We start from the raw sequence: 16,029 nt of genomic DNA, 5'->3' as shown, positions 1-16,029 counted from the left end.
GGACAGCCAAACAGAGTTTATATGGCAATATGACCATAAATTTGTGTAAATTATTAATTTTACCAAACTTATGTGTCTAAATTGCACAATAAAAAGAAACAAAAAGTAAATTTTCTGTTAAAGAAGTAAAAAAAGTGCTTATTGAAGTAAAAGAATTCCATTCTTAAATAAATTTGACAGCTCTATAATAATCCATGAAAAGTGTCACATTATCATACTTTTTTTGGAAAAAATAAAAAAGTAAAGCAAAAGGGAGAAAGGGGTAATTATGAAAAACAAAGCAATGAAAAAAGTTGTTGCTCTTTCAATGAGTACAATGCTCATGGCAACTGCTCTTGTTGGATGCGGCGAAAAAGCTGAAGCACCTCAGAGCACAGGCAGCGACAACACACAGACAACCAGTGGGGATACAACAACAGCTACAGCACCTGCTGACACAACATCTGATGAGGCAGCAGACAAGACTTATGCGCCTGATGAAATCACTGATTTCACATTCTTCGCAGGAATGCCCGGAACAGAGATCAACAGCGGCAACAACGAGATTCAGGACATGATCGCTGAGAAGACCGGTGTTCGTCTTAAAGAGACATGGCTTACAGGTCAGACTGTATCAGAAGCCATCGGATCAATCATCGCATCAGGAACATATCCTGACCTTATCGATGGTGGTGACGGATGTGCAGACCTTTACAACGAAGGTGTTCTTATTCCTTGGGATGAGTACCTTGAGAGCGGCAAGTATCCTAACCTGACAAACTACTATACAAAGAATGAGTGGGATCAGTTCAGACAGGATGACGGACACATCTACTGGTGCAACGTATTCCAGAACACAAAGGGCGCTCCTACAGGAACAGCTCACAACGACGAAGCATTCTGGATTCAGGCAAGAGTTCTTGAGTGGGATAACTACCCGGAGATCAAGACACTTGATCAGTATTTCGATCTCCTTGAGAGATATGCAGCAGCTAACCCTAAGACTAAGGACGCTAACGGCAACGAGATGGATATCATTCCTTACACATGCCTTTGCGATGACTGGAGATACTTCTGTATTGAGAACGCTCCTCAGTTCCTTGACGGATATCCAAACGATGGTTCTGTAATCGTTGATTTCGAGGGCAAGGATCCTACAATCGTTGACTACAACACAACTCCTACAGCTAAGAGATACTTCCAGAAGCTCAACGAAGAGTACAAGAAGGGTATCGTAGATAAGGACTTCGGAACACAGAAGTACGACGATTACATCCAGAAGCTTTCAAACGGTAACGTACTTGGTATGTGCGATCAGTACTGGGATTTCCAGCAGATCAACGACGCACTCCTTACAGCAGGTCTTGACGCTCAGGGCTGCAACTATGTTCCTCTTGGACTTACAATTGATGAGGGCATGGACAACCGTTGGCATACATACGGCGACACACTTAACACAGCTTCAGGTATCGCTGTAACAACAAGCTGCGCTGACCCTGACCTTGCATTCTCATTCCTTGACAAGATGCTTGACCAGGATATCATGAACCTTCGTTTCTGGGGTGTTGAAGGTGTTGATTACCTCGTAGATGATAACGGTCTCTTCTACAGAACTCCTGAGATCAGAGCACAGGTTGCTGATCCTAAGTACAAAGCAGATCACATGTGCACATACAGCTACCTTCCTCAGTACGGCGGAACAAGCGATGACGGAATCAACGCTAACCTTCCTGAAGAGCAGCCTTCAGAGTTCTATGACAAGCTGGCTGAGCCTCTTAAGAAGTGCTTCGATGCATACGGTGCTAAGAACTATCCTGACCTTATCGGTTCAGTTGTAGAAGATGTTAACGCAACACATCCTTGGTTCCCTATGTGGTCATACTCAAACAACCTTGATACATCAACACCTGGTGGTGTAGCTTGGACAAAGATGGGTGAGACTAAGCATGAGTGGCTTCCTAAGATCGTTATGGCTTCTGACTTCGATGCTGAGTGGGATAACTACATGAAGGCATACGAAGGATGCAATCCTCAGGACTTCCTTGGACAGATGCAGGAAGAGCTTGACAGAAGAGTTGAAGCAGCTAAGAATGCTGGCTGATAATGCTTAGATTTTAGTACTTGATTACAAAGGCAGCCATATGCCGATATGTATATGGCTGCCTTTTTTTACAGAGATATTAAACGAAAGGTACCAAAAGGGATGAGTAAAACCGCCGCTAATAAAAAGAAAACGGTCATCACAAGAAAAGAACTTGCCAAGCAGAAAGTTCTTATAGCATGGTCTGCAGTATTTGTAATCTACGGATTTATCTTCTGTTATCTGCCCCTGGCCGGCTGGTTGATGGCTTTTGAAAACTATAAAAATAAGACAGGCCTCTTCCACTCAAAGTGGGTTGGACTTGAAAAATTCAGATTCCTGTTCTCTGATGCTACATTCTTAAAGGTTATCAGAAACACATTCTGTATGGGAACTTTAAATCTCATATTCACAACTCTCACAGCTATTATCTTTGCGATTCTTTTGAATGAATTCAGATTACTGAGAGCCAAGAAGGTAGTACAGACAATCTCCTACCTTCCACATTTCCTTTCATGGATCATCGTTACAGGTATTTTAAATGATGCCCTTTCATCAACGGGTATTGTAAATGAGCTTCTTGTTAAATTCGGTTTAGTAAAAGACACCGTTCCCTTCTTCTCGATACCGGCCTTGTTCTGGCCTATCGTAACCTTCGCACATGTCTGGAAGGAAACAGGATGGAACGCAATCATCTATCTTTCAGCTATAACAGCCATTGATCCTTGCCTGTATGAGGCTGCTTCAATCGATGGTGCAGGAAGATGGGGCAAAATTAAGAATGTTACGTTGCCTGGAATCAGGCCTACGATTATTATCCTGCTTATTATGAACATGGGAAATCTGCTTAATGCAGGTTTCGAAGTACAGTATCTCTTAGGAAACGGACTAGTAAAGAGCGTATCAGATACAATCGATATCTACGTTCTGACCTGGGGTATCAGCCAGAATGACTATTCCCTCGGTACTGCAGCCGGTATCTTTAAGAGCGTAGTATCCATAGTGATCATAGTACTGGCAAATCAGATCGCTAAGAAGACCGGCGAAGAAAGGTTATTCTAAGGGAGGTGCTGTATGGAAAACAATGAGTATAAGTCAGGTGGACTTCATAAATTAAAAATTGGAGATGTTATCTTTTACATTTTCCTTTATCTATTCATGCTGATCTTCTGTGTAGTAACCATTTATCCGGTTCTTAACACTCTTGCCATTTCATTCAACGATGGTGTCGACGCCATGAGAGGCGGCGTTCACTTATGGCCAAGAATTTTCACTACTCAGAACTATTCCGCAGTACTTGCCCTTCGTAACATCGGCCGCGGAGCTGTAATCTCAGTTTTAAGAACAGTTCTCGGTACTGTTTTTGCAGTAGTAGCTAACGCGCTGCTGGCCTTCATTGTAAGCCAGAAGAACTTCGTATTCAGATCTCAGCTTTCACTCTTCTGGGTTATCACAATGTATGTTAACGGCGGAATGATTCCGATCATGCTTTTGTACAGAAACCTTCATCTCACAAATTCCTTCTGGGTATATGTAATTCCCGGAATGATAAGCGGTTTCAACATGCTGGTTATGAGAACTTACATGGAAGGACTTCCGGATTCACTTCAGGAAGCTGCTCAGATCGACGGTGCAGGTTACATGAAGATATTTGTATCCGTTGTATCACCTTTGTGTAAGCCTATCTACGCAACAATCGCACTTTTCGTAGCTGTAGGCCAGTGGAACTCCTGGTTCGATACAATGCTCTACAACCGTATGGCTGACCAGTACACCACACTTCAGTACGAGCTGATGAAGATGCTTTCAGCTGTTACTTCCCTTAAGGGAAATGCAGGTGCTGCCACTACAGGTACACAGGTTAATATCACTCCTGTATCTGTAAGAGCTGCAGCAACCATTATTACAATGGCTCCTATAGTTATGCTCTACCCCTTCCTACAGAGATATTTTGTAGCGGGCTTGACTATCGGTGGAGTAAAAGAATAATACAATATAACCCTACACAATTATCAAAAAACGCCCCCGGCACTGCCGAGGGCGTTTTCGCTATTAAAATATCTTTATTATTTTTATTACAATTCACGATCCTGATGACCGGTGGAACCAAGTCGTACAAGCGCTCTGTAGAGCTTAGCTTCAGCTCTTATTCTGGCTTCTTTGTCCAGGAGCTGGTCTGAAAGTCTCTCTTCAGCTTTTGCTTTTGCAGCCTTAGCACGCTCGATGTCAATTTCTTCACTCCACTCCCAGGTGGTAGGAAAGACTTTGACTTCGCCCTTTAAGACTGAAAGCATTCCACCGATACAGGCTGCTTTTCTTTCTGTGCCGTCCGCCATGGTCACTCTCGCTGTGCCCATTCCAATAGCGGTACAGTAGTCAGTGTGGCGAGCAAGAATCTCAACATCACCGTCTATTGTACGCAGAAGCAGCTTCTGAACTTCTCCATCGAAATCCAGGCCATCCATGGAGACAACCTCTAAATGATAAGTAGACATAGTCGCTCCTTTTTACTTCTTGGCTTTTTCAAATACTTCATCAATGGTTCCGACAAGAAGGAATGCTGACTCAGGAAGATCATCACACTCACCGTCAAGGATCATCTTGAATCCACGGATTGTCTCCTTAAGAGGGACATACTTTCCGGGAAGTCCTGTGAACTGCTCAGCAACTGAGAAGCTCTGTGACAGGAAGTTCTGAACCTTACGAGCTCTGTAAACGGTAAGCTTATCTTCTTCTGACAGCTCATCCATACCCATGATAGCAATGATATCCTGAAGTTCACGATATCTCTGAAGAACCTGCTGTACTCCCTTTGCAACTTCGTAATGCTCTTTTCCTACGATATCAGGTGAAAGGATACGGCTTGTTGAATCAAGAGGATCAACCGCCGGATAAATACCCTTTGAAGCGATATCTCTGGAAAGAACCGTTGTAGCATCCAGGTGGGTGAATGTTGTAGCAGGAGCAGGGTCAGTAAGGTCGTCCGCAGGTACGTATACGGCCTGAACGGATGTGATTGAACCCTTCTTGGTTGATGTGATACGCTCCTGAAGAGCACCCATCTCAGTAGCCAGAGTAGGCTGATAACCTACGGCTGAAGGCATACGTCCAAGGAGGGCGGAAACCTCAGATCCGGCCTGTGTGAAACGGAAAATGTTATCGATGAAAAGAAGCACGTCCTGATTCTTAACATCACGGAAATACTCAGCCATTGTAAGTCCGGAAAGACCAACTCTCATTCTGGCTCCCGGAGGCTCGTTCATCTGACCGTAAACCAGTGCGGTCTTGTCGATAACTCCACTTTCCTTCATTTCTCCGTAAAGGTCATTTCCTTCACGGGTACGCTCTCCAACACCGGTGAATACTGAAATACCACCGTGTGCCTTAGCAACGTTATTGATAAGCTCCATGATAAGAACTGTCTTACCAACTCCGGCACCGCCGAAAAGACCAATCTTTCCACCCTTAGCATAAGGGCAGATAAGGTCAACTACCTTAATTCCTGTCTCGAAGATTTCTGTAGCAGGAACCTGATCCTCATAAGAAGGAGCGGGACGATGGATTGGCCATCTCTCTACATCCTCCGGAGCAGGCTCATTATCTACAGGCTCTCCAAGAAGATTGAAGATTCTACCCAGACACTTGTCACCAACCGGTACAGTGATTGGGCCACCTGTATCTTTTGCATCAACGCCACGAACAAGACCGTCTGTGGAACTCATGGCAACGCAGCGAACTACGTCGTCACCGACCTGCTGAGCAACCTCAGCAATAAGTCTTCTGTCCCCAACCATAATCTCTATAGCATTGTGAAGATCAGGAAGCTCACCCTCTTTGAAGCGGATGTCAAGTACAGGGCCTGTAACCTGTATTACCTTTCCAATATGATTTTCACTCATTGTGTTTGACTCCTTAATTTATTAGTAGCGTGATTAGCTTTCAGCACCCGCAACAATCTCCGTGATCTCCTGCGTAATGCTTGCCTGACGTGCTCTGTTGTAGTACAGACTAAGTGTATCGATCATCTCTTCTGCATTGTCGGTTGCGGCTTCCATTGCAGTTCTTCTTGCCGCAAGCTCACTGGCATAAGAAATATTGATACTGGAATATAAAATTCCCGCCAGGTATTCCGGAACAATAGCATTGAACACTGTCTCTGAGTCCGGCTCGTACAATATCAGATCCCTTGCCTTGCCGTCAGATTCTTTTTCACCGGAACTAAGGTCCGATAAAGGAAGAAGTGATGCAGCTGTGGGAACCTGAGAGAGCATGGATACAAAATTCGTGTAGCACAGGAATATGTGTCCAAATTCTCCGGACTTGTACGCTTCGCAGATCAGCTTGGCAACCTGGAAACAATCTGAGATAGTAACCTTCGCAACCTCTGCGTACTCTTCTGTGAAAATAGGTACGTGTCTGTGCTTAAAGTATTCAACAGATTTTTTTCCGATAGGAAGAACCGTTACATTATCTCTGCCCTTGGTCTCCTGCTCCATGAACTTAAACAGGTTTGAATTGTATCCGCCTGCAAGACCTCTGTCTCCGGCGATTACAACATACAGCCACTTCTCGTTTTCCGTCGCTCTTGTGAAGGGCGATTGGAAATCCGTATTGGAATTGGCTATATCTGTAAGAGTTCCAAGCATGGTCTCCAGATATGGCTTTGATGCATCAGCTCTCTCTTTTGCCTTACGAAGTTTGGATGCAGCAACCAGCTGCATGGCCTTCGTGATCTGCATTGTGCTCTGAACGCTCTTGATTCGGAGTTTAACAGCTTTCATTGATCCAGCCATTATTTATCCTCCTGTTCTCAGCCTTTCTGCTTAAGGAACTTGTCTGTATAAGCGTCCAGTGCCTCTTTTAACTTATTCTCAGTTTCAGCCTCGAGCTTACCTGTCTCGCGAATGTCACGCATTGCTGCAATTCCGGAAGGATCGTTGTCGAGGTAATCATAAAGTCCATCTTCATACTCTGCGATATCAGCTACATCAACCTTCATCAGGATGTTGTTGATAACCGCATAGAGGATAGCAACCTGCTTCTCTACAGGAACCGGTTTATTCTTGTCCTGCTTGAGAACTTCCACAATTCTTTCACCCTGTGCCAGACGGTTCTTGGTATCCTCGTCCAGGTCGGATCCGAACTGTGCGAAACTTGCCAGCTCACGGTACTGTGAATAAACAAGCTTCAGGGTTCCGGCAACTTTCTTCATGGCCTTGATCTGAGCGTTACCACCAACTCGGGATACTGAGATACCGGGGTTAACCGCCGGCATGATACCTGAGTGGAAGAGCTCCGTCTCAAGGAATATCTGACCATCAGTGATGGAGATAACGTTTGTAGGAATGTATGCCGAAACGTCACCTGCCTGAGTCTCGATGATAGGAAGGGCTGTAAGTGATCCGCCTCCGTTCTCATCTGAAAGCTTAGCAGCTCTCTCAAGAAGTCTTGAGTGCAGGTAGAATACGTCTCCGGGATAAGCTTCACGTCCCGGTGGTCTTCTGATAAGGAGGGAAAGTGCACGGTATGCAACCGCGTGCTTTGAAAGGTCATCGTAGATACAAAGCACATGCTTACCCTGATTCATGAAGTACTCACCCATAGCACATCCGGTGTATGGTGAGATGTACTGCAGCGGGCTTGGCTCTGACGCTGTAGCAGCTACAACGATTGTGTAGTCCATAGCTCCGCCCTTTTTAAGATCTTCAACCAGCGCTGTAACTGTTGAACGTTTCTGACCTATAGCAACATAGATACAGATTACGTCCTTACCCTTCTGGTTAAGAATTGTATCGATGGCGATTGTGGTCTTACCTGTCTGTCTATCGCCGATGATCAGCTCACGCTGTCCTCTTCCGATAGGGATCATGGAATCGATAGCCTTGATACCTGTCTGAAGCGGCTCCTTAACGGGCTGTCTTGCGATAATACCGGGTGCAGGTGACTCAACCGGCCTATACTCTGTTGATTCGATCGGACCCTGTCCATCAATTGGCTGTCCAATAGCATTTACTACACGTCCGATCATCTGCTCGCCTACAGGAACAGATACGACTCTTCCTGTACGCTTAACGGTCTGTCCTTCGCTGATACCAACATCCTCGCCGAACAAAACCGCTGAAACTACTGTTTCCTCGAGGTTCTGAGCCATTCCGAATGTTCCGTTCTCAAACTCAAGAAGCTCACCGGACATACAGTTCAAAAGACCGCTGACACGTGCGATACCGTCACCGACTGTGAGAACTGTACCCGTCTCGTTCTGAATGATTGCGTTCTGATAATTCTTTATCTGGCTTCGAATGACCTCGGATATTTTTTCTGGTTTTAACTCCATATCATCCTCCGATGTATTAGTTCATGTATTAGATGACGATGTCATCAACTCTTTTGCGAAGCTCGGATAACCTGCCCTTGACTGATCCGTCAAAGAGCTGTCCCTCCAGGTCTACTCTGACACCACCAAGGATGCCCGTATCCACTTTCTGTTCCAAAAGGACTTTCTTACCGCTGATCCCTTCAAGTTTCTCTTTTAACTGCGACAGCTGAGCATCCGATAAAGCAACTGCAGTTGTTACCAGTGCGTCCGCTATGCCGTGGGACTCATTATAAGATTTTCTGAATCTCTTATAACAAGCTGAGTACTCACGAAGCAGTCCTTTTTCTATGAGTATCTTGATAAAGTTCAGATGATAAGCATTTAAGCTGCTTCCCAGCGACTCGTCTACGAGTTGCAGCCTCTCCTTTTTGGGGACTGAAGGCTCCGACAGGAGTGTGATGTAATCGGGATTCTCTTTGAAAATCTCACGCACACTCACCATTTCGCCCAGTATATCATCCGTAAGGTTCTCTTCCGCTGCCAGATCATACAGGCTCTGCCCGTAAAGATCTCCAGCCTTACTCATTTTCCTTACCTCTTTTCTTCGAAAAAATCTTATGCTCCGACTTTGTTAATAAAGTCCTCAATAAGTTTTTTGTGATCAGCCTCGTTGATCTCTTTCTCAACTACCTTACCTGCAATATCCATTGCAAGTGAACTGATCTCATCCTTGGCCTCGTTGATAGCCTTTTTCTTTTCCTGTTCAATATCAGCAGCTGCTCTTGCCTTAATGCCTGCTGCTTCTTCCTGTGCATCACGTACCAGTGTGTCAGCCTTGTTCTGGGCTTCCTTCTGAGCATCTGATACAATCTGTGCAGCTTCGGCATGAGCATTTGTAAGACTGCTCTCATACTGTTCTTTCAAGGAATCGGCTTCAGTCTTAGCCTCTCTGGCTTCCTTGATCTCTTTATCAGCAAGATTTCTTCTCTTGTCTAATATGTCGTTAATAGGCTTGAAAAGAAACTTCTTGATCAGAAACACCTGGATAAAAAGGTTTATGATCTGAATGATAAAGGTCCAAGGCACCAATGTTACCAGATCCTGCGTCTCCGCACTGGCAGTCATTGCCATTAGCGCCATATAATTCATATTTCATTCTCCTTTACACTACCTGTAATATAGCGGATTTGCTATTACTGAAGGTAATTCATAAACATTCCGGGTGCAACGAAGATAAGAAGAAGTCCTGTTACGAAACCGTAAATACCGGTTGTCTCAGCAACGGCACAACCAAGAAGCATGGTTCCTGTTACATCACCCTTACACTCAGGCTGACGTCCGATAGCTTCGAGAGCCTTTGAAACAGCAGTTCCTTCACCAATACCAGGTCCGATACCTGCGATAAGTGCACAACCAGCACCTATACCACAACCTGCAAGAGCAATACCTTTTGCCAGAATCTGAAAATCACCCATAATTCTTTTGCCTCCTAAAGCATTTATTATTTTTTAGTGTTACGTACGTATTTAGTTGTTATCCTTCCTCAGCCGCATTGGCGATGTACATGACGGTCAGCATACAGAAAATGAATGCCTGCATGCATCCTGAGAACCAGTCAAAATACACTCCGGTCACAGCCGGAAGACCAATTCCGAGAATAGGTATGTTGGAAAGGAACTTTCCAACGGCACCGGGTATAAGTCCGAACAGCGCTGCTGATGCAAGGCCCAGAGCCCAGTAGATCAGTCCGTCAATAACAACACCCGACAGGATATTACCAAAATGACGGCACGCCATACTAACCGGTGTTGCCAACTCAGACAGAATATTGAACGGTGTCATAACTGCAATCGGAGTCGTGAATCCTTTCAAATATCCGCCAAATCCGTTGGTCTTAATCTTTGTAGACGTAATCATGATAAACACGACTATCGCCCAGGCAGCTTCTGTTGACAGATCTGCTGTAGGACTTCGCAGTCCCACAAGACTTATCAGGTTTGAAACCACACTTGTGGCAAAAAGAGCTGATACAAAGGGTATCAGTTTATCAAACTTGTTTCCTCCGGTATTATTGCGGACAAAATTGTTGCCCATCTCAACCAGCATTTCTGCAAAAGCCTGCCTTTTCGAAATGTTTTCGACCCGAAGGTCTCTTGTCAGGAAGATACACAGCCCGGTGATTATGATCATTACGATCCAGCTCACAATGAGGGTCTCGGTGATCTTTAAATCTCCAAGGATTGGAATACCGGTCTTGATAGTCCAGTATATCTTCGCATAATCAACTTCGAAGCTTTGACTCATGCTTTCGCCTTCAACCTCCTTTCCCCGCAGAAATGATACCGCGTAGTTTTATAAATAAAGTAGGTATAAATAATGTGATTAGAACTGCAGCTACATTGAATACCGGTATAACAAATCCCAGTATTCCCCACAGAAGAAGGAGAAGAACCCTGTTTCTGTAACTGACGCCCATAGCGGCTCTGGCCTCTTTCTCATCATCCATGGATGCAACTTTTTGCACTGTGACTGCCATCAGGAAGAAATTACCTATAGCGTATATTGCGCCAAATATCCCTCCCAGGATGACTTTATAGTCAAATGGTGCCCAATTTGGGAACACCATGTGCAAACAAAAAAATCCTGCGTACATGATAAGTACGCCCACCACCGTTGCGATGGCAATTCTCCCCGTTTCAGTCTTAACAGCCGGCTGTAATTTCATACCTGTATATTCTCCCCAAAAATAGTTTTATATATGCTTACTGAAATAAACCTCATTTGGGTTTCTCTTTATTTTCTTTTTTTCTTCTTTTTGAACAACTGACAGATAAACCTTGTAGGCGGTTGTCATAGAAGCCCCAAGTCCCAGTATGAATCCCGGAATATATATCCACACCGGTAAAGATAGCTTGGATACAAGCAGATAACATGCGAAAAGACACATCAGAAGCGGCATTAGAAGTGATAAGCCGAGCTGGCCAACCATGGCGAACTGTCCAATAAGCTTTGAAACATTTCTAACTTCCATCCGGATTTCCGTGCTCCTTTCTGAAAAATAAAGACCCATAGTCTATTTTACTGCATTTTTCGGGCTTTCACAACCAAAGTACGACAATTTACGCCTTTTTCAAGATTTTGTGTCAAAAAAGCCGATTCCCGCTTATAGCCTGGCTTTACAGAATACTAAACATGTGATTTATAAAAGTTTTATCAAAATTTCGGTAATTAGAAATCATTATCTGTTGCTAACAACGCTCTTTTTTTGATACATTCAAAATGGTGATGATTCTAATATGGAGGTAGTATGCGACGGTTTAAAAGATATCTCATATGCGTGGACAGCGAGCTTAATATCGTAAAAAATGACAAAGCATTCTTAAGCTATCTGAGCATGAAGAAATTGCATAATTTAAGCCAGATTATTCCGCCGCCTGACATAATGCAGCTCCAGAACTGCATGTTTGCCATAGGCTACGGTTCTACTAACCTCACCTGTTTTCGTGTCAAAACCGGAAACGACAGCCTTGACTGGTTTGCGGCCAACATTGAAAAGCCGGAAAATCCGGAGGAACCTATACAGATGGAACTCAGCGATATCCAGTCTATGAAAAGCGGAAGCGCTGACAGTTACTACGACAAAATGACCGGACTCTACAACAAGAACACCATCACCGAATATGCCATGGAGCTTATGCAATCCAAGGAGCACAAGCCGTTTTATTTTTTCCTGATGGACATAGACAACTTCAAGGCTGTAAATGATACCTTCGGACACATGAAAGGCGATGAACTCATTACCGAAGTGGCTCATATAGCCAAGGACATCGTCGGAGATGACGGAGTTGTCGGAAGAATCGGCGGTGACGAATTTATGCTGATCCTTGAAAATGTCAGCACCGAGCAGGATATGCGCCGGATTATGATGACCATCCGAAAGACAGTAGAAGAGAAATATCAGGACATGGGAGAAAATGTCTGTGCAACCGTATCCATGGGAGGCGCTCTTTTCCCGACAGATGCCATGGACTATGAAAGCATGTTCACGCTCGCTGACAAAATGCTGTACATTGCCAAAACAAAAGGCCGCAACCGGTATGTCTTTTACTCTCCTCTCATCCACGGCAAGGTAGTATACGATGGAAAAGTCATGACAATCTCTCAAAACATGATGATGAACCGGGAGAAGAGTACTCTGATGACAGATCTGATGGACAGGCTTTTGATCACTCATGAACTCACAGCTGAGGAAGCTTTTGAGAAGATGATCTGCGGATACACTCTTGATGAGATCTACATGGCAGATGAAGACGGGGAAAAGAGCTATTTCGGTCTCCAGCACAACATAGACGAAACAGGAAAAAGCACCTTCACCCACAATGAACTTGATCTGCCAATACTAAAAAGCGGGGAGCTTGATGATAAGTTTGACTCCTCTCCGATTTCCGTGCTGGGCTTTGATCTGGACCGGGAAAAGAACCCTAACATAGCCAGGTTTATGAAAAAACATGACCTGAGGATCATGGTATTATACAGGATAAAGAAATGTAAGCGTCCGGGATACATCATTTACATGAATCACACCCAGAGCACCTGTAGGCTGTCACTGACAGATCTGGCGGACCTTACGTATTTTTCACATATGATAGAAATAAGCGGACAGTGCAACTGATGCACTGCCCGCTCTTTTTATATTTTGTATCTGATTTACTCTTCAGTCTTAACTTCAACAGTTCTGATGTGAAGCTCCTCAAGCTGCTTGTCTGTTACGTATCCGGGAGCGTCCATCATCACGTCCTGAGCATTCTTGTTCATAGGGAACGGAATGATCTCTCTGATGGTGTCCTCTCCTGCAAGGAGCATTACCATACGGTCTACACCGGGTGCGATTCCTGCGTGTGGCGGAGCACCATAAGTGAATGCGTTGTACATAGCAGGGAACTTGGCCTTAACGTCTTCCTCACCAAGTCTTACCATCTCAAAGGCCTTGATCATGATCTCGGGATCATGGTTACGAACAGCACCTGATGAAAGCTCAACACCGTTACATACAAGGTCATACTGATCTGCTGTTATTGAAAGAGGATCAATCTCGCCTCTCTCTGCCTTAAGAAGTGTCTCAAGTCCGCCTGAAGGCATTGAGAATGGGTTGTGGCAGAACTCAAGCTCTCCTGACTCCTCACCGATCTCGTACATAGGGAAGTCAACGATCCAGCAGAATGCATACTGCTCTTTGTCCATGTGACCCGGAACTGCTGCACCAAAGGTCTTAACGATAACACCGGCTGTCTTCTGAGCTGCGCCGAGCTTACCTGCTGAAAGAACAACAAGATCGCCTGCCTTGAGTGAAAGAGTTGATACTACGCTGTCCTTGATAGGAGAGACGAACTTGGAGATTCCTCCGACAAGCTCTCCGTTCTCGTCCATTCTGAACCAGTAAGCCTTGTTGCCTGACTGAACCTCAACATCACCGATAGTCTTGTCAATAAACTTACGGCTCTCCTTGAAGTCTGAAATTACAACAGCCTTGATCCTTACGTCTGTGTCCTGACCATCCTCGCTCTTGCTTGCGAAAGGTCCGAAACCGCAATCCTTAAGGGATTCTGTTACATCTGTAACTGTAAGGTCAATTCTGAGATCAGGTTTATCTGATCCGTATTTCTCCATTGCCTCAAGATATGGGATTCTCATGAAAGGTGATCCTGAAGCACGGTCATATGTGCCGTATTTAGCAAAGATTGGAGGAAGAACATCCTCACATACTGAGAATACGTCCTCCTGAGATGCAAACGCCATCTCCATATCAAGCTGGTAGAACTCTCCCGGGCTTCTGTCTCCTCTTGCATCCTCGTCTCTGAAGCAAGGCGCAATCTGGAAGTAGCGGTCAAAGCCTGCTGTCATAAGGAGCTGCTTGAACTGCTGAGGCGCCTGCGGAAGTGCATAGAACTTACCCGGATGCTTTCTTGCAGGAACAAGGTAGTCTCTTGCACCCTCAGGTGATGAAGCTGTAAGGATAGGAGTTGTGATCTCCAAAAATCCATGCTCTATCATTGACTGACGAAGAGCTGCAATTACATTGCATCTAAGGATAATATTCTTTTTAACCTCTGGATTTCTGAGGTCTAAGTATCTGTACTTAAGACGTGCTGTCTCATCGGCCTCTCTTGAGTGATTGATCTCAAAAGGAAGCTCGTTGTGCTGGCATCTGCCAAGAACTTCGATAGACTCAGGAACAACCTCGATATCACCTGTTGCCTGCTTAGGGTTCTTGGAGCTACGCTCTCTTACAACACCCTTAACGGAAATTGTTGACTCTTTATTGATAGCCTTGGCTGTCTTAACCATCTCTTCTGTATCAAGGACAATCTGAGTTGTGCCATAGAAGTCACGAAGGACAACGAATCCAAGTCCTGATCCAACTTCACGCATGTTCTCAAGCCAGCCTACAAGTGTAACGCTCTTGCCGGCGTCCTCAATGCGAAGCTCACCACAGTTATGTGTACGTGATTGCATCATTTGTATTACTCCATTTCTACTTATTACTACAGTTAACCACAATATTTTAGACCATTAGCCCCGTACTTGCAAGTGAATATCTGACTGCAAAACAATATCATCAACTTTAACGTTGCTGAACGTGATGCGGTAGTGCGGAGAAGGGAGATGATGAACACTATAAATAAATCCCAAAATTGATTGTGATTTGGGAGAAAGAATAGTATGACTGGGAGTAAGATTTATTCTCCCAACAATAAAAAACATCTCCCAAAACGGATGCTAAATTGGGCGATAATAATATTCCTTGGGAGAAAGGAGTATTAGCCAATGAGACAATTTGATTATTCTTATCTAGCAGATAGGACTTGGGACAATGAAATGAACTACCCTCACCGACTCCACATCGGAAAGGGTTTCTGTTATGCCGCAGAACGGCATGAACCCGCACGATGCTCTATGCATCCTGCAGAACAGGGCATGTCCACTATGCCCCTATCCCATTGGCTTACCTTTGGGAATACTTTCCTCAAGATATTTGCAGCTCCATTTATGTCTGCATTTGTTATTGTACCATCGTAGTGCCTGTACAAGCCTCTCTTTATACGCCTTCCTGAAAAAGAGTAGCTATCTGAACAGTTCTTTTTATACACAGGGATATAGTCTTTTGCAAGAAAGTCAGCCTTTGATGTGTAGCTTTCTTCAGTGAGGACAAATCTTATACCATATTCAGCAAGTTTGTATCTGAGCATGTCTGCAAATATCAGCATTGGTATCTGCACAAAGTTCTGGTTATTGACATGTCCTATACCTATTTCCTGTTTCTGGTATGTATTATGTCCCATCACAACAACGTCGACATGGTTATCCCTTGCATAGTCTGCTAGCTGTCTGCTCACCTTATGGAACTGATCCTTTATCCTTCTGTTCCTCTTCTCGGTAAGAGCATTCATCTTTCTTGTCCTGTACCTCTTGTTACATGTCATGGCACAGGAAGAGAGTCTTTTCATCTCCTTGTTGTAAAGCTGGTTGATCGACTTGATCACCCCTCCCTTTATCACAAATGGCCTTGCACCAAAAGTGTTTGCTACAGCGGCGATATTGTCTGTTCCGGGATCGATTGCCATTACTCTAATACCTTTCAAGTCTGATATACCTG

16 protein-coding genes are annotated in these 16,029 nt (G+C 44.5%); 4 read left to right on the top strand and 12 right to left on the bottom strand.

The window, feature by feature from the left end:
• Positions 1-268: 268 nt before the first annotated feature.
• The 3 genes from G590_RS0114840 (at position 269) to G590_RS0114830 (ending at position 4,048) form a co-directional block, all read left to right on the top strand.
• Positions 269-2,080, top strand: a complete 1,812-nt coding sequence (locus G590_RS0114840) for an extracellular solute-binding protein (protein WP_022766447.1) — start codon at positions 269-271, stop codon at positions 2,078-2,080.
• 102 nt (positions 2,081-2,182) lie between these two features.
• Complete coding sequence (locus G590_RS0114835) at positions 2,183-3,121, top strand: ABC transporter permease (RefSeq protein WP_026494190.1); 939 nt, start codon at positions 2,183-2,185, stop codon at positions 3,119-3,121.
• A 12-nt stretch (positions 3,122-3,133) separates the two neighbouring features.
• Positions 3,134-4,048, top strand: a complete 915-nt coding sequence (locus G590_RS0114830) for a carbohydrate ABC transporter permease (RefSeq protein WP_022766445.1) — start codon at positions 3,134-3,136, stop codon at positions 4,046-4,048.
• A gap of 86 nt (positions 4,049-4,134) precedes the next feature.
• On the opposite strand, the gene atpC is transcribed toward G590_RS0114830, so the two are convergent.
• The 10 genes from atpC to G590_RS0114780 are packed head-to-tail and all read right to left on the bottom strand — an operon-like array spanning position 4,135 to position 11,406.
• Positions 4,135-4,554, bottom strand: a complete 420-nt coding sequence (atpC, locus tag G590_RS0114825) for an ATP synthase F1 subunit epsilon (RefSeq protein ID WP_022766444.1) — start codon at positions 4,552-4,554, stop codon at positions 4,135-4,137.
• A gap of 12 nt (positions 4,555-4,566) precedes the next feature.
• Complete coding sequence (gene atpD, locus G590_RS0114820; RefSeq protein ID WP_022766443.1) at positions 4,567-5,958, bottom strand: F0F1 ATP synthase subunit beta; 1,392 nt, start codon at positions 5,956-5,958, stop codon at positions 4,567-4,569.
• Between the two features lie 33 nt (positions 5,959-5,991).
• Complete coding sequence (gene atpG, locus G590_RS0114815) at positions 5,992-6,852, bottom strand: ATP synthase F1 subunit gamma (RefSeq protein ID WP_022766442.1); 861 nt, start codon at positions 6,850-6,852, stop codon at positions 5,992-5,994.
• A gap of 17 nt (positions 6,853-6,869) precedes the next feature.
• Complete coding sequence (gene atpA, locus G590_RS0114810; RefSeq protein ID WP_022766441.1) at positions 6,870-8,393, bottom strand: F0F1 ATP synthase subunit alpha; 1,524 nt, start codon at positions 8,391-8,393, stop codon at positions 6,870-6,872.
• Positions 8,394-8,421: 28 nt separating this feature from the next.
• Positions 8,422-8,961: an ATP synthase F1 subunit delta gene (gene atpH, locus G590_RS0114805; RefSeq protein WP_022766440.1), complete on the bottom strand. Its 540-nt coding sequence runs from the start codon at positions 8,959-8,961 to the stop codon at positions 8,422-8,424.
• A gap of 29 nt (positions 8,962-8,990) precedes the next feature.
• A complete protein-coding gene (gene atpF / locus G590_RS0114800) occupies positions 8,991-9,524 on the bottom strand; it encodes a F0F1 ATP synthase subunit B (RefSeq protein ID WP_022766439.1) in 534 nt (177 codons plus the stop codon).
• A 44-nt stretch (positions 9,525-9,568) separates the two neighbouring features.
• On the bottom strand, positions 9,569-9,850 hold the full coding sequence (gene atpE, locus G590_RS0114795; protein ID WP_022766438.1) for an ATP synthase F0 subunit C: 282 nt from the start codon (positions 9,848-9,850) through the stop codon (positions 9,569-9,571).
• A gap of 58 nt (positions 9,851-9,908) precedes the next feature.
• A complete protein-coding gene (locus G590_RS0114790; protein ID WP_022766437.1) occupies positions 9,909-10,679 on the bottom strand; it encodes a F0F1 ATP synthase subunit A in 771 nt (256 codons plus the stop codon).
• A 10-nt stretch (positions 10,680-10,689) separates the two neighbouring features.
• Positions 10,690-11,100, bottom strand: coding sequence for an ATP synthase subunit I (locus G590_RS0114785; RefSeq protein WP_022766436.1), 411 nt, complete (start codon positions 11,098-11,100; stop codon positions 10,690-10,692).
• A gap of 27 nt (positions 11,101-11,127) precedes the next feature.
• Complete coding sequence (locus G590_RS0114780; protein WP_022766435.1) at positions 11,128-11,406, bottom strand: AtpZ/AtpI family protein; 279 nt, start codon at positions 11,404-11,406, stop codon at positions 11,128-11,130.
• A gap of 276 nt (positions 11,407-11,682) precedes the next feature.
• On the opposite strand from G590_RS0114780, the gene G590_RS0114775 reads away from it, so the two are divergent.
• A complete protein-coding gene (locus tag G590_RS0114775; RefSeq protein ID WP_081641104.1) occupies positions 11,683-13,047 on the top strand; it encodes a GGDEF domain-containing protein in 1,365 nt (454 codons plus the stop codon).
• 35 nt (positions 13,048-13,082) lie between these two features.
• Here G590_RS0114775 and aspS read toward each other — a convergent pair whose 3' ends face one another.
• Positions 13,083-14,891 carry an aspartate--tRNA ligase gene (gene aspS, locus G590_RS0114770; RefSeq protein WP_022766433.1) on the bottom strand — a complete coding sequence of 603 codons (1,809 nt, stop codon included), beginning with the start codon at positions 14,889-14,891 and terminating at the stop codon, positions 13,083-13,085.
• Between the two features lie 401 nt (positions 14,892-15,292).
• Positions 15,293-16,029: RNA-guided endonuclease TnpB family protein (locus tag G590_RS19785; protein ID WP_022766432.1), on the bottom strand; the 737-nt coding region annotated here is incomplete at its 5' end.

Origin of the sequence: Butyrivibrio sp. XPD2006 (genome assembly GCF_000420865.1) — a bacterium.
Lineage (GTDB): Bacteria > Bacillota > Clostridia > Lachnospirales > Lachnospiraceae > Butyrivibrio.
The sequence above is the reverse complement of the archived record's forward strand: the minus strand, read 5'-3'. Positions and strand labels throughout refer to the sequence as shown.